The 13,125-nt window shown below is 64.9% G+C and carries 14 protein-coding genes; 13 read left to right on the top strand and 1 reads right to left on the bottom strand.

Features of this window, described 5'->3' with window-relative positions; translation table 11 throughout:
* Nucleotides 1-31: 31 nt before the first annotated feature.
* The 12 genes from tsaB to BRA1253DRAFT_RS23075 all read left to right on the top strand — a co-directional run bounded on the left by tsaB (nucleotide 32) and on the right by BRA1253DRAFT_RS23075 (nucleotide 10,901).
* Nucleotides 32-727 carry a tRNA (adenosine(37)-N6)-threonylcarbamoyltransferase complex dimerization subunit type 1 TsaB gene (tsaB, locus tag BRA1253DRAFT_RS23020; RefSeq protein WP_007598310.1) on the top strand — a complete coding sequence of 232 codons (696 nt, stop codon included), beginning with the start codon at nucleotides 32-34 and terminating at the stop codon, nucleotides 725-727.
* Nucleotides 724-1,209 carry a ribosomal protein S18-alanine N-acetyltransferase gene (rimI, locus tag BRA1253DRAFT_RS23025; RefSeq protein ID WP_007598311.1) on the top strand — a complete coding sequence of 162 codons (486 nt, stop codon included), beginning with the start codon at nucleotides 724-726 and terminating at the stop codon, nucleotides 1,207-1,209. The genes tsaB and rimI overlap by 4 nt, the downstream gene beginning before the upstream one ends.
* Before the next feature lie 38 nt (nucleotides 1,210-1,247).
* Nucleotides 1,248-1,703 carry a Fur family transcriptional regulator gene (locus tag BRA1253DRAFT_RS23030; RefSeq protein ID WP_007598312.1) on the top strand — a complete coding sequence of 152 codons (456 nt, stop codon included), beginning with the start codon at nucleotides 1,248-1,250 and terminating at the stop codon, nucleotides 1,701-1,703.
* On the top strand, nucleotides 1,704-2,384 hold the full coding sequence (locus tag BRA1253DRAFT_RS23035) for an HAD family hydrolase (protein WP_007598313.1): 681 nt from the start codon (nucleotides 1,704-1,706) through the stop codon (nucleotides 2,382-2,384).
* A gap of 190 nt (nucleotides 2,385-2,574) precedes the next feature.
* On the top strand, nucleotides 2,575-3,963 hold the full coding sequence (miaB, locus tag BRA1253DRAFT_RS23040; protein WP_007598314.1) for a tRNA (N6-isopentenyl adenosine(37)-C2)-methylthiotransferase MiaB: 1,389 nt from the start codon (nucleotides 2,575-2,577) through the stop codon (nucleotides 3,961-3,963).
* A gap of 4 nt (nucleotides 3,964-3,967) precedes the next feature.
* A complete protein-coding gene (locus tag BRA1253DRAFT_RS23045) occupies nucleotides 3,968-5,026 on the top strand; it encodes a PhoH family protein (protein ID WP_007598320.1) in 1,059 nt (352 codons plus the stop codon).
* A gap of 61 nt (nucleotides 5,027-5,087) precedes the next feature.
* A complete protein-coding gene (gene ybeY / locus BRA1253DRAFT_RS23050; protein ID WP_007598322.1) occupies nucleotides 5,088-5,597 on the top strand; it encodes an rRNA maturation RNase YbeY in 510 nt (169 codons plus the stop codon).
* Nucleotide 5,598: 1 nt separating this feature from the next.
* Nucleotides 5,599-6,717 (top strand): hemolysin family protein, encoded by a 1,119-nt coding sequence (locus BRA1253DRAFT_RS23055; protein ID WP_007598324.1) that lies wholly within the window; start codon nucleotides 5,599-5,601, stop codon nucleotides 6,715-6,717.
* Nucleotides 6,714-8,327, top strand: coding sequence for an apolipoprotein N-acyltransferase (lnt, locus tag BRA1253DRAFT_RS23060; RefSeq protein WP_007598326.1), 1,614 nt, complete (start codon nucleotides 6,714-6,716; stop codon nucleotides 8,325-8,327). The genes BRA1253DRAFT_RS23055 and lnt overlap by 4 nt, the downstream gene beginning before the upstream one ends.
* 210 nt (nucleotides 8,328-8,537) lie before the next feature.
* Nucleotides 8,538-8,951: a helix-turn-helix domain-containing protein gene (locus tag BRA1253DRAFT_RS23065; protein ID WP_007598327.1), complete on the top strand. Its 414-nt coding sequence runs from the start codon at nucleotides 8,538-8,540 to the stop codon at nucleotides 8,949-8,951.
* An 85-nt stretch (nucleotides 8,952-9,036) separates the two neighbouring features.
* Nucleotides 9,037-10,194, top strand: a complete 1,158-nt coding sequence (locus tag BRA1253DRAFT_RS23070) for a M20 family metallopeptidase (RefSeq protein ID WP_007598328.1) — start codon at nucleotides 9,037-9,039, stop codon at nucleotides 10,192-10,194.
* Complete coding sequence (locus BRA1253DRAFT_RS23075; protein ID WP_007598330.1) at nucleotides 10,191-10,901, top strand: tRNA (guanine(46)-N(7))-methyltransferase TrmB; 711 nt, start codon at nucleotides 10,191-10,193, stop codon at nucleotides 10,899-10,901. The genes BRA1253DRAFT_RS23070 and BRA1253DRAFT_RS23075 overlap by 4 nt, the downstream gene beginning before the upstream one ends.
* On the opposite strand, the gene BRA1253DRAFT_RS23080 is transcribed toward BRA1253DRAFT_RS23075, so the two are convergent.
* On the bottom strand, nucleotides 10,898-11,980 hold the full coding sequence (locus BRA1253DRAFT_RS23080; RefSeq protein WP_007598332.1) for a DUF2336 domain-containing protein: 1,083 nt from the start codon (nucleotides 11,978-11,980) through the stop codon (nucleotides 10,898-10,900). The two genes, BRA1253DRAFT_RS23075 and BRA1253DRAFT_RS23080, sit on opposite strands and share 4 nt — an antisense overlap.
* 363 nt (nucleotides 11,981-12,343) lie before the next feature.
* Here BRA1253DRAFT_RS23080 and rimP point away from each other — a divergent pair, with 363 nt between their 5' ends.
* Nucleotides 12,344-13,123 carry a ribosome maturation factor RimP gene (gene rimP / locus BRA1253DRAFT_RS23085; RefSeq protein WP_035993842.1) on the top strand — a complete coding sequence of 260 codons (780 nt, stop codon included), beginning with the start codon at nucleotides 12,344-12,346 and terminating at the stop codon, nucleotides 13,121-13,123.
* The last annotated feature ends 2 nt before the right edge of the window (nucleotides 13,124-13,125 follow it).

Genomic DNA, 13,125 nt, shown 5'->3' on the forward strand with positions numbered 1-13,125 from the left:
ATCCCATGACAGATGGTGCTACGATCGTTCCATGCTGATCCTCGCCATCGATACCGCGCTGGAAGCGTGCGCGGTTGCCGTTCTCGACACCGATTCCGGCCAGCTCCTCGCACAGGAGCAGCTTCTGATGAAGCGCGGCCACGCCGAAGCGCTGATGCCGATGATCGCGCGCGTGATGCAGTCAGCCAATCTCGCCTTCACCGCGCTCGACCGCATCGCGGTCACCATGGGCCCCGGAAGTTTCACCGGCCTGCGCGTCGGCATTTCGGCGGCCCGCGGCCTTGCGCTCGCTGCGAAGCGGCCCGCCGTCGGCCTGACCACCTTGTCGGCCTATGCCGCCGCCGTCGTCGGCCAGAGCGGAGCGGCGCCGGTGATCTCGGCGATCGACGCGCGGCACGACCACGTCTATTTCCAGATCGTGGCCGGTGACGGCAGTCAGCTGGTGCGGCCGGGCGTCGCTCCCATCGACGAAGCGATCGCGGCGTCGCAATTCGGCGCACCGCATCTGGTCGGCAATGCCGCAAACATCCTCGCCGAGCGCTGGCCGAAAGATATGCCGCAGCCGGTCGCGGTGGACGCGCAGCCCGCGCCCGACATCGGCTGGGTGGCATGGCTTGGCGCCGCGGCCGATCCCGCAACAAATCCGGCGCGGCCGTTCTATCTGCGGGCGCCCGACGCAAAGCCGCCCGCACAACTGCCGCTTGCAGCACAAGCCGCAAGCTCATGATGAAATGGTTCTCGGAATGGTGGCGCGGCGGGACGCCCGTCGTCGAGCCGGCTGTCGCGCGCGACGTTGCACGGCTCGCGCAGCTCCACGGCGCCTCCTTCGCGCGCGGTTGGGGCGAAGGCGAGTTCGAGAGCATGCTCAGCGAGCGCAACACGCTGGTGCACCGGTTGCGCCTCGGCCGCAACACCGTGGGCTTCGCGGTGTCGCGGATCGGCGCGGACGAAGCGGAGATCCTCTCGATCGCGGTCGACCAGGCCCATCGCGGCCGCGGCCTCTCTCGCACACTGCTGATGACCCATCTCGGCCACCTGGCAGGACGCGGCGTCCGTACAATATTTCTCGAAGTCGAAGAAAACAACCAGCCGGCGCGGCGGCTCTACGACCGAACCGGATTCATGGTGGTCGGACGCCGCGAACGCTACTATAAGCAGCCGAACGGGGAACAATTGAACGCACTTCTGATGCGACGTGACTTGTCGTAACATTGATGGCAGAAAGCGCCCCGTCAGGCGGACATTACATGACTGGTCTTAAACCTTCCCCCGCTTCCAAGGCGTCCGGCATCGAGGCGCGCTGTGCCGCCACCGGCATGCGCATGACCGAGCAGCGCCGTGTCATCGCCCGCGTGCTCGCGGAGGCGGTCGATCATCCCGACGTCGAGGAACTGTACCGCCGCTGTGTCGCAGTCGACGACAAGATCTCGATCTCGACCGTGTATCGGACCGTCAAGCTGTTCGAGGATGCAGGCATCATCGAGCGCCATGATTTCCGCGAAGGCCGCGCGCGCTACGAGCAGATGCGCGACAGCCATCATGACCACCTCATCAACCTGCGCGACGGCAAGGTGATCGAGTTCACCTCCGAGGAGATCGAGAAGCTCCAGGCGGAGATCGCCCGCAAGCTCGGTTACAAGCTGGTCGATCATCGGCTCGAACTCTATTGCGTCCCGCTCGACGACGACAAACCCACAAGTTAAGTGGCGATCGATCTCGTCATCTTCGATTGCGACGGCGTGCTCGTGGACAGCGAGGTGATCTCCTGTCGCGCGCATGCGGATGTGCTGTCCCGGCACGGCTATCCGATCACATCGGAGCAGGTGCTGGTCCGCTTCCTCGGCGTATCCGAGAAAGATGCGCGGCGAATGGTCGAACAGGAGATCGGCCGCAATCTTCCCGACGATCTCGAGAGCCAGGTGAATGCGGCGACGCTGCAATTCTATGCCAGCGATTTGCAGCCGATCACCCATGTGGCGGCAGCGATTGGTGCAATCGATCTGCCCAAATGCGTTGCGTCGAGCGGCACGCCGGAGAAGATCCACCACGGCCTGACCTGCGCCGGTCTCTACGATCTGCTCGCTCCGAACATCTTTTCCGCGAGCCAGGTCGCGCGCGGCAAGCCCGCGCCCGATCTTTTTCTGTTCGCCGCCGCGCAGATGAAAGTCGCGCCGGAGCGGTGCCTCGTGATCGAGGACAGCGTCCCCGGGGTGACCGGCGCGCATGCCGCCGGGATGACCGTGCTGGGCTTTCACGGTGGCAGCCATTGCCCGCCAGGCCACGCCGAAAGACTACGGAGCGCGGGGGCCGGATTGACGTTCGACGATATGCGGCAATTGCCGGAGCTGGTCCGGCGGGTCGCTGCGGACACTCTGGCGGGCTGAATCCCTCCTCTCGGCGTCATTCCGGGGCGATGCGCCAGCATCGAACTCGGAATCTCGTGCCAAAACCTCTGGATTCCGGGTTCGCGACTGCGCCGCGCCCCGGAATGCGACCAAAAAGACCCCAATCGCTGGATTTCCGCAGCCCCAGCCTATATCTGAGGGCGGTCCTCCCACCTCATTTCCGGGTTCCATGACGCCGCCGCGCAAGCTGCACATCAAATCATATGGCTGCCAGATGAACGTCTACGATGCCCAGCGCATGGTGGACACGCTGGCCCCGGAAGGATTCGTGGAGACGGCCAGCGCTGACGACGCCGACCTCGTCATCCTCAATACCTGCCATATCCGCGAGAAGGCCTCGGAAAAGGTCTATTCGGAGCTCGGCCGCCTGCGCGTCGCCAAGGACGCCGCCGCGCGCGATGGGCGCACCATGCAGATAGCGGTCGCGGGCTGCGTGGCACAGGCCGAAGGCGAGGAGATCGTGCGCCGTGCGCCCGCGGTCGACGTCGTGGTGGGACCGCAGAGCTATCATCATTTGCCGCAGCTGCTGAAGCGCGCCGGCAATGAAGGCCGCGCCATCGAGACCGAATTCCCTGCGGAGGACAAGTTCGGCTTCCTCGCGCAGCCCAAGCCCGGCGCGATCCGCGCCCGCGGCATTTCCGCTTTCGTCACGGTGCAGGAAGGCTGCGACAAGTTCTGCACCTTCTGCGTCGTGCCTTACACGCGTGGCTCGGAAGTCTCGCGGCCGGTGGCAAAGATCGTCGATGACGTAAAGCGGCTCACTGAGAACGGCGTGCGCGAGCTCACGCTGATCGGGCAGAACGTCAACGCCTATCATGGCGAGGGGCCGGACGGAAAAAGCTGGCCGCTCGGCAGGCTGCTGGAGCACCTCGCGGCGCTTCCGGGCGTCGCGCGGCTACGCTATTCAACCAGCCATCCCCGCGATGTAGATGACAGTCTGATTGCAGCCCATCGCGATCTCGATGCCTTGATGCCGTTCGTGCACCTGCCGGTGCAGTCGGGCTCGGACCGGATTTTGGCCGCCATGAACCGGAAACATACCGCCGATGATTATCTTGATGTCATCGACCGTTTCCGGTCCGCACGCCAAGACATTGCTTTCTCATCAGATTTCATCGTCGGCTTCCCGGGCGAGAGCGAGCAAGATTTTCTCGCGACCCTCGCGCTTGTCACGCAAATCGGCTACGCTGCTGCGTATTCGTTCAAATACTCCGCCCGGCCGGGAACGCCGGCCGCGGACATGCAGGAGACGGTGTCCCCCTCCGAGATGGACCAGCGATTGGAGCGGCTCCAGGAACTGATCGACAGCCAGCAATCGGCCTTCAACAAGGCTGCGATTGGCTCAACGGTCGATGTCCTGTTCGAGCGTCCGGCCCGCAAGGATGGCCAGATCGTCGGCCGCACCGCATTCCTCCAGCCCGCCCATGTGATGGCCTCGCCCGACATCATCGGACAAATCCTGCCGGTCCGGATCGACAGCCTCGAACGCTACAGCTTCCTCGGTGAGCTCGCCATGGCGCACGAGCCCGCTTTATCGCCCATCGCCACTGGAGCCTGAACCCTTGCCCAAAAGCGCATCGGATTCGTCTTCTTCCATCGCTCCCAGCCGCAAATTTGACCGCGACATGCAGGTTCCGCCCGAGACCCAGGTCGTCATCGACTTCGACGACAACCGCGCCGCATCCGCGTTGGTCGGCCCTTACGGCCAGCATCTGGCACAGATCGAACGGCGGCTCGGTGTCGTCGTCGATTCCAAGGGCAATCACATCACCATCGGCGGCTCGCGTGACGGCTGCGATGCCGCGCGCCGCGTGCTGGAGACGCTCTACGCCCAGGCCATGAAGGGACAGGACCTCGACCAGGGCGAGGTCGAGGGCGCGATCCGTGCCGTGATCGCGCAGGGCTCGCTGTTCGAGTTCGACGCCAAGTCAGCCAAATCCACCTTCGACAGCATCAATTTGCGCAAGCGCCCGGTGCGCGCGCGCACGGCGGCGCAGGATTCCTACATCCGCGCGCTGAAGCGCCACGAGCTGGTGTTCGGCATCGGCCCCGCCGGCACCGGCAAGACCTGGCTCGCGGTCGCGCATGCCGCGCAACTGTTCGAGCGCAAGGAAGTCGACAAGATCATCCTGTCCCGCCCGGCGGTGGAAGCCGGCGAGCGGCTCGGCTTTTTGCCCGGCGATCTCCGCGAGAAGGTCGATCCTTATCTTCGCCCGATCTACGACGCGCTCTATGACCTGATGGACGCGCGCATCGTCGAGCGCGCGCTGCAGACCGGCGAGATCGAGATCGCGCCGCTCGCCTTCATGCGCGGCCGCACGCTGACCAACGCGGCCATCATCCTGGACGAGGCGCAGAACACCACGTCGATGCAGATGAAGATGTTTTTGACCCGCCTCGGCGAGAATAGCCGCATGATCGTGACAGGCGATCCCTCGCAGATCGACTTGCCGAACGGCCAGACCTCGGGCCTCGCCGAAGCGACGCGCCTGCTGAGCGGCGTCGAAGGCATTGCGCAAGTTCATTTCAAGGCCGAAGACGTGATCCGCCACGAGCTCGTGGCGCGGATCGTCTCCGCCTACGAAGGGGCGCCGCAGCGGCCGGCCGCCGGTAAATCCTGACGAGGCAGCAACCGGACCATATGGGCGCGGACACGGCGCCCCTTCGTTCGGAACAAGGACAATGTCACACCCCAATCTTCCCATCACCGAGGTCCTCGTCGTCGCCGATTGCTGGCAGCGGGAGCCCGAATCCGAAGCCGTGATCCAGCGCGCCGTGGCGGCCGCCGCCGAGAATGTCGACGAAGACGTTGCGGAGGCGGAAGTGGCGGTGATGCTGACCGATGATGCCGGCATCCGCACGCTGAACAGCAACTGGCGCGGCATCGACAAGCCGACCAACGTGCTGTCGTTTCCCGCGCTGCAGCCGGAAGGCGAATGGAAACCGGGCGATGCGCCGCGCATGCTCGGCGACATCGCGATCGCCTACGAGACCATGCGGCGTGAGGCGGACGAGGAACAAAAGCCGTTCGATCATCATTTGAGCCATCTCGCCGTGCACGGTTTCCTGCATCTGGTCGGCTACGACCACGAAAACGAAGACGACGCCGAGGAAATGGAAGCGCTCGAACGAGAGATCCTGGCTCATCTCGGCATTCCCGATCCCTATGCCGACCGCCCAGGGACGCATTGAGATGCCGGATTCGGACCCGATTCACGACAATCCGCGCAACACGGCCAATTTACCGGTCGTGGTGACCTCAGGCGAGGTGATGCGCCCGACCGCGGAAGGCTGGCTGCTGCGTGCCATTCGCAGCCTGTTCGGCTGGAAGGCGGGTTCGGTACGCGACGACCTCCAGGTCGTGCTCGACGCCACGACGCCCGACGACACCGGCTTCTCGACGGTCGAGCGCACCATGCTGCGCAACATCCTCGGCCTGCACGAGCGTCGCATCGCCGATGTCATGGTGCATCGCGCCGACATCATCGCGGTGAAGCGCGACATCCCGCTCGGCGAGTTGATGGACCGCTTCGAGAGCGCCGGCCATTCGCGCCTTGTGGTCTACAACGAGACGCTCGACGATCCCGTCGGCATCGTCCATATCCGCGATCTGCTTGCCTTCATGACCGCGCGTGCGCGCGTGTCGGGGGTCACGAAAACCAAGCGCAAGAAACCGCTGCCGGCCGGGCTCGATCTGCGTACGGTCGATCTCGCGCTGCCGCTCGAGGAAGCGCGCATCATCCGCAAGCTGCTCTACGTGCCGCCGTCGATGCGGGCGATCGACCTGCTCGCGCAGATGCAGGCCACTCGCATCCATCTGGCGCTGGTGGTCGACGAATATGGCGGCAGCGACGGGCTGGTCTCACTCGAGGACATCGTCGAGCAGATCGTCGGCGAGATCGACGACGAGCATGACAGCGACGAGCCGCCCTCGATCGTGCGGCTGCCCGACAACGCCTTCATCGCGGATGCCCGCGCCAGCCTCGACGACGTCCGCACCGTGATCGGCGAAGATTTCGTCACCGGCGAGGCCGGCGAGGAAGTGGAGACGCTGGGCGGCTATCTCGTCAGTTTCGTCGGGCGCCTGCCGGTGCGCGGCGAGGTGATCTCGGGCCCCGGCCATTACGAGATCGAGGTGCTCGATGCCGATCCGCGCCGGGTCAAGCGACTGCGGATCTCGACGCGGAAGGAGCGTCCCGCACCGCGCACCCAGCGCGAGAGCCGGCGCCGCGAGGCCGCGCCGGATGGCAGCCAGCCGGCGGCCAGCGACACCCCCACCCCGCCGCCAAGCGACGGGACCGGTCCGCAGTGAGCCCTTTCCAGCGATTTCGCCAGATCGCGCTTGCCATCATCCTGACCTGGGGATGGAAGCGCGCGCTCGTCGCGATGGCTGCCGGCGCGCTCTCGGTGCTGGCGCTGGCACCGTTCAACGCCTTCCCGGTGCTTTTCATCACCTTTCCGGTGCTGGTCTGGCTGATCGACGGCGCCGGCGCGGGACGATATCGCGGCGTCCCCGCCGCAGCGCTGACCGGCTACTGGTTCGGACTCGGCTATTTCGTGCCCGGCCTCTACTGGATCGGCTACGCCTTCTTCGTCGACGCTGATGTCTTCGCCTGGCTGACGCCGTTCGCCGTGCTGGGCCTGCCGGCCTATCTGTCCATCTTCACAGCAATGGGCTTTGCGCTCGCCCGCCTGCTCTGGACCAAGAACGCGACGCGCGTGCTTGCGCTCGCGGCAAGCCTCACCATCACCGAATGGCTGCGCGGTCATGCGCTGACCGGCTTTCCCTGGAACGCGTTCGGCTATGCGCTGTCCGAGCCGCTGCCGCTGGCACAAACGGCGTCGCTGATCGGCCTGTGGGGCATGACGTTCCTGACGGTTGCGATCTTCGCGAGCCCCGCGGCGCTGATCGACCGCACGCCCGATCGCCGCCTGGCGTGGCGCGCACCGGCCGCGGCCCTGGCGCTCCTGCTTGTCATGGGTATCTTCGGCGCGATCCGCCTGTCGCTGCATCCGACCACGATGGTCGCCGGCACCAAGTTGCGCCTGATGCAGCCGGATCTCCAGCAGGACGCGAAATTCAACTACGCCGCCAAGGCGGAGGTGATGAAGAAATATCTGGCCTTGTCGGACCGCGCCTCCGGACCGCGATCGACCGGCGTGCGTGATGCCACCATCCTGATCTGGCCGGAATCCGCCTTTCCGTTCTTCCTCACTCGCGAAGCCGATGCGATGGCGCAAATCGCGGAGCTTCTGCCCAAGGGCACGGTGCTGATCACGGGCTCGGTCCGCGCGCCCGACCTGCCGCGGGGCACGCCGATCACCCGCGCCTATAATTCGATCTATGTGATCGATCACGACGGCAGCGTGCTCTCTATGTACGACAAGCTGCATTTGGTGCCGTTCGGCGAGTTTCTTCCCTACCAGGGTCTGATGGAGAAGCTCGGTTTCGAGCAACTCACGCGTGTGCGCGGCGGCTTCATTCCCGGCACCGTGCGGCATGCGCTGGCGGTCCCCGGCGCGCCCTCCGCGCTGCCGCTGATCTGCTACGAAGCAATCTTTCCCGGCGAGGTGGCTGGACGCAATGAGCGTCCGGGCTGGATCGTGAACCTCACCAATGACGGCTGGTTCGGAATCTCGACCGGCCCCTACCAACACCTCGAACAGGCGCGGATGCGCGCGATCGAGCTCGGATTGCCGCTGGTTCGCTCCGCCAATACCGGCGTTTCCGCAGTGATCGATCCGGTGGGACGCATCGTCGCCAGCCTCGGTCTCGGGATCGAAGGCGTTCTGGATGCAAATCTGCCCGCCGCGATCCCGCCGACCATCTATGCGCGCGTGGGCGATGTCCCCGCGGCCATGCTCGTCGCGCTCGCCGTGTTTCTGGCGGTCCGCCGACGTGTTGCCAAGCGGCGCCCCTGATCACGCAGCCGCGGCCGATAACTTTTGACAACCGTAGTCCCACGGTTGACAGACTGCACGCGGCCTCCTCATTCTGCACCGGCTGCAAAAGACAGTGGGCATTGCTAAATTTCTCCGCAATGTTTTCCAATAACAGGGTCTGATTTTGACGTTGCTTACACCTGAGGCATTCCTGATTGCGCCGAAGGTGATGTTTGGAGGGCTGAGGAAATGTCGAAAGCGCCCAACCCTGTTGACAAATATGTCGGCAGTCGCGTGCGGATGCGCCGCATCATGTTGGGCATGAGCCAGGAAAAGCTCGGTGAAGCTTTGGGCCTGACTTTCCAACAAGTGCAGAAATACGAGAAGGGCACAAACCGGGTCGGCGCGAGCCGCATCCAGCAAATTGCCGAAATTCTCCAGGTGCCGGTGTCCTTCCTGTTCGAGGGCGGTCCGAGCGGCGTGGCGGGGCCGGACGGCTTCGCGGAAGGCGCATCGCCGTCTTACGTCTCGGATTTCCTCGCAACTTCCGAAGGACTCGCTTTGACCAAAGCGTTCACCCGAATCACGGATTCGAAGATGCGCCGCTCGATCGTCGATCTCGTCGAGCAGATCGCTGCCCGCGAAGGCCCCGACAAGCGCTGACGCGCCCTCTCAATCCGATTTGAGACTGCGTCAAATCTGGCCTATGTCGTCATTTGCGGCCGCGCTTTGATGCGCGTCCTCCTCGATGATGCGATTCAAAGGCACAGATGCGCTCATGGTCAGCTCCAATTGGTTCGATTCCCAAACTATTCTCGATGGCATCCGCCGCTGGGTGGAGGTCGAGACGCCAACGGACGCACCTGAACAGGTCAACAAGCTGGTCTCGATGGTCGCGGAGCAATACCGCGATCTCCCTGTTACGCTCGAGCGCATCGCCGGCGTCGACGGCTGCGGCGATCATCTCGTGGCGCGCTCGACCTGGGGCCAGGACCGGCCCAGCATCCTGGTGCTGAGCCACCTCGATACCGTTCATCCCATGGGATTCATCGAGCGCCTGCCGTTCAAGGTCGAAGGCGACAGCGCGTTCGGTCCCGGCATCTACGACATGAAGGGCGGCGCCTACATCGCCCATCACGCCTTTCGCGCGCTTTGTGCCACGGCCGATCGCCCGCCGCTCGGCATCACCCATCTGTTCACCTCCGACGAGGAGATCGGCAGCCCCACCTCTCGCGCACTCATCGAGACCGAAGGGCGCAAGGCGAAATACGTGCTGGTGACGGAGCCGGCCCGCGACGGTGGCAAGATCGTCACCGGCCGCAAGGGCGTCGGGCGATTCGAAGTGTTCATCAAGGGCGTGCCCGCGCATGCCGGCACGCGGCCCCAGGATGGCCGCAGCGCGATCCGCGAGCTCGCCAATGTCATCCTGGCGCTGGAAGCGATGAACGATCTGGCGCGCGGCGTCACCGTCAATGTCGGGGTGGTGCGCGGCGGCACGCGGCCCAACGTGACGCCGGAAGAAGCCCATGCCGAAATCGATCTGCGCGTGCCGAGCTTCAAGGACGCGGATGAATTCGTCGGCAAGATCCTCGCCCTGACATCGAAGACGGATGGCGTCACCGTCAAGGTCACGGGCGGGCTCAATCGTCCGCCCTACGAGAAGAGCAATGCAGGCGCCTCGCTGTACGAACATGCAAAGACCGTTGCCACGGAGATCGGTTTCGAGCTGCTCGACGTTCACACCGGCGGCGGCTCGGACGGTAATTTCACCGCCGCCCACACCGCGACGCTCGACGGGCTCGGCGTCGACGGCAAGGGCGCGCACACCCATTACGAGCAGCTCTATGTCTCGTCGCTCGAACCGCGCGCGCGGCTGCTCCATCGCCTGTACCAGACGCTACGATGAGTGAGCGCAAATCAGATCCCGATCGCGAGGACAGCGAGCGCGCCTTCTTCGGACGCCGCAAGGGCCACAAGCTCAGGCAGCACCAAGCCGAGCTGATCGATCATCTGCTGCCGCGCCTTGCGCTCGCCATCGACCGCGAAGCACCGGCGGATGCCCGCGAGCTCTTCGGCCCCGCCGTCGACGATTTGCGGCTTGAGATCGGCTTCGGCGGCGGCGAGCATCTTGCGGCAGAAGCGCAAAACTTCGCCACAACCGGCTTCATCGGCTGCGAGCCTTACGTCAACGGCATGGCGAAGATCCTCGCGCAGATCGAGGCCGCCGAGATCGGCAACATCCGCCTGTTCGCAGGCGATGCCGCCGAGCTCCTGGCCTGGCTGCCGAAGGCTTCGCTGTCGCGGATCGACCTGATCCATCCCGATCCCTGGCCGAAACGGCGGCACTGGAAGCGGCGCTTCGTGCAGGACTGGACCATCGCCGCGATGGCGCGCGTGCTGAAAGCCGGCGGCGAATTTCGTTTCGTCTGCGACATCGACGATTATTGCGCCTGGACGCTGTCGCATCTGTCGCGTTCGCAGGACTTTGTCTGGCTCGCGGAGCGCGCCGATGATTTTCGCCTGCCGTGGGACGGATACACGATGACGCGCTACGGCCGAAAGGCCACGCGCGAAGGCCGCAAGGCGGCGTATCTGCGATTCAGGCGGGTCTAGATCGTCTGCCGGTTGCGCCAGAAATTCACGACGCGCTCTGCGGTCGTCGGCATCAGCCGAGTAAAGTTCGCGCGCGCCTGCTCAAGGTCGGCATCGGCTGGCGTGCGATTCGGGCCGTACCACATCAGGATCAGCTCCCGCACCGTCGGCCAGCTGACATTCAGCACACGTGCCAGAACCAGAATTGGATCGTAGCGGTCACCCGTGATCAGGCGGTCGAGGACAGAGAGGCGGACGCCGGACATCGCCGAGAGCGACGCGATCGCCTCCTCGTATTTGTGGGCCTTCGCGAAGCCAAACAGCGCGCTCTCGCCAAGATGGCCCCCGCGATGCAAGGCCAGAATCGTACGTTGCGCTCCCGAGAAATCGCGACGCGGGCCCGGCGGCAGCGTGGCTTCCTCGATGGCCGCCATGGCGCGCTTGATCTCGACCTGGCGCACGGGATTGACCACGCTCGAGAGGCGACGGCGGATGACGTCGAGCGTACCGTCAAGAAGCTGTTTCAGGTTCTCGCCCGAAAGATCGCTACGCTGGCCGATCCTGAGGGTCAGCACGCCATCCTGCGCGGCACGCTTGATCAACTCGGAATAGCTGCCAGGCGAGAACTCCGCGCCGGAATTGCCGGCGGCGCGGCGCACCACGTCGCGATCGCCGCGCTCGACCAGCACGTCGGTGATGACAGCCGACAGCGTGGGGCGCTCGCTCATCGCCAGCAGATGGCCCTGGCCCTTCAGTCGCGCGATCTCGACGAGAGCATCGTCGTCGAGCACGGGGGAATGGCGCAGCACGGGACCCGCCACCGCGATTTCGTTTTCGCGCGCGAGCTGACTCACGAGATGCCGGGGCGCGTTGCTCAGGCGTGAGAAGCGTTCGGCGAGATCGACGCGCGAGGCAAGCTCGGCATGCGGGACGAGATCGATCAGCAGATTGTCGAAGAGATCGATGACATCGGGACGGAGGTTCTCGGCGTCCTGAAAGAACAATTGGGAGATGGCGTGCGCGATCTCGCCGCGACGCCGCGGGTCGCCGCGTTTGACGATATCGTCCAGTCCGGGAATGAGCGACGTGGCAACGGTCATGAAAACGCAAACTCGTACGGGGCACGCCGCGGGTGCGCCCTTGGTCCAAGCCGCCCCACAATCGGGGAATTTAGGCCTCGGAGGTGAAGGAAGCGTTGCGCGGGGCCGCAGGCAGGGCGCAAAAAGACCAGCCTGCCCTGCATGGGCCTTGTCCGGGAAGACGGAAAGGGCTATATCAGCGCCAATTCATCTTCTCATACGATCCGCGTAGTGAGAGTGGGCCCGAAAGGACCCGCTCTTTTTTATTACCTGAACGCGGCTTGGTGAAAGATGTGCGGCCCGGCGATCTGTCGGGAGAGTTCCGAAGCGAGCTTTGAGATCTTAAACCAAGCCTTAACCATATCGAGCGCCTTGACCTCTGCCATGACCGAACCGAACCCTGGTTCCACGGATGCCGAATTGCTGGCCGAGCCGAGGCTCGTAGTCGAGCCGGGCGTGGCGGCACGGGTGTCCGCGGTCGCCGGACCGGTGCTCGAAGGCATGGGCTACCGCTTGGTGCGGATCCGCATTTCCGGGGAATCCGGCTGCACCGTGCAGGTTATGGCCGAGCGGCCGGACGGCTCCATGCAGATCGAGGATTGCGAGGCGATCTCGCGGGCGCTGTCGCCCGTGCTCGACGTCGCCGATCCCGTCGATCGCGCCTATCGGCTGGAAATCTCCTCACCGGGGATCGACCGCCCGCTGGTGCGCCGCTCCGATTTCGAGCGTTATGTCGGCCATCTGGTGAAGGTCGAGATGGCGGTCGCCCATGAGGGCCGAAAGCGGTTCCGCGGCACGATCGGCCCCGTCGAAGGCGACCGCGTGCATCTGCATCGCGACGACGTCAAGGCGGGCGAGACTGCCGACGTTCTCCTGACGATGGAAGACATCGCCGAGGCCCGGCTGGTGCTGACCGACGAGCTGATTGCGGAATCCATGCGCCGCGGCAAGGCCCAGGCACGCGAGATGCGCCGCAATCTCGGCCTCGAGCCGCCGGCGGCGCCGCACGCCAGCATCAGCGAAAAAACGACCAAGAACACCAAACCGACCAAGAAGCCGGCGCCGGCCGCGACGAAAAAGCCGGCTCCGACCAATACCAAGAAACATCGCCTGGCCGCCGAACGCGCGCGGCGGGGCGAGATCGATCCTGACGAAGGAGACTAGCC

It is taken from the genome of Bradyrhizobium sp. WSM1253, from assembly GCF_000244935.1.
Taxonomy (GTDB): Bacteria; Pseudomonadota; Alphaproteobacteria; order Rhizobiales; family Xanthobacteraceae; genus Bradyrhizobium; species Bradyrhizobium canariense.

Bases quoted from the DNA above. Each gene is read 5' to 3' on its own strand.
- rimP (WP_035993842.1), top strand. From the start codon at position 12,344: ATGACCGAACCGAACCCTGGTTCCACGGATGCCGAATTGCTGGCCGAG.
- BRA1253DRAFT_RS23080 (WP_007598332.1), bottom strand. From the start codon at position 11,980: ATGACCGTTGCCACGTCGCTCATTCCCGGACTGGACGATATCGTCAAA.
- rimI (WP_007598311.1), top strand. From the start codon at position 724: ATGATGAAATGGTTCTCGGAATGGTGGCGCGGCGGGACGCCCGTCGTC.
- BRA1253DRAFT_RS23075 (WP_007598330.1), top strand. From the start codon at position 10,191: ATGAGTGAGCGCAAATCAGATCCCGATCGCGAGGACAGCGAGCGCGCC.
- ybeY (WP_007598322.1), top strand. From the start codon at position 5,088: ATGTCACACCCCAATCTTCCCATCACCGAGGTCCTCGTCGTCGCCGAT.
- BRA1253DRAFT_RS23030 (WP_007598312.1), top strand. From the start codon at position 1,248: ATGACTGGTCTTAAACCTTCCCCCGCTTCCAAGGCGTCCGGCATCGAG.
- BRA1253DRAFT_RS23055 (WP_007598324.1), top strand. From the start codon at position 5,599: ATGCCGGATTCGGACCCGATTCACGACAATCCGCGCAACACGGCCAAT.
- miaB (WP_007598314.1), top strand. From the start codon at position 2,575: ATGACGCCGCCGCGCAAGCTGCACATCAAATCATATGGCTGCCAGATG.
- BRA1253DRAFT_RS23070 (WP_007598328.1), top strand. From the start codon at position 9,037: ATGATGCGATTCAAAGGCACAGATGCGCTCATGGTCAGCTCCAATTGG.
- tsaB (WP_007598310.1), top strand. From the start codon at position 32: ATGCTGATCCTCGCCATCGATACCGCGCTGGAAGCGTGCGCGGTTGCC.
- BRA1253DRAFT_RS23065 (WP_007598327.1), top strand. From the start codon at position 8,538: ATGTCGAAAGCGCCCAACCCTGTTGACAAATATGTCGGCAGTCGCGTG.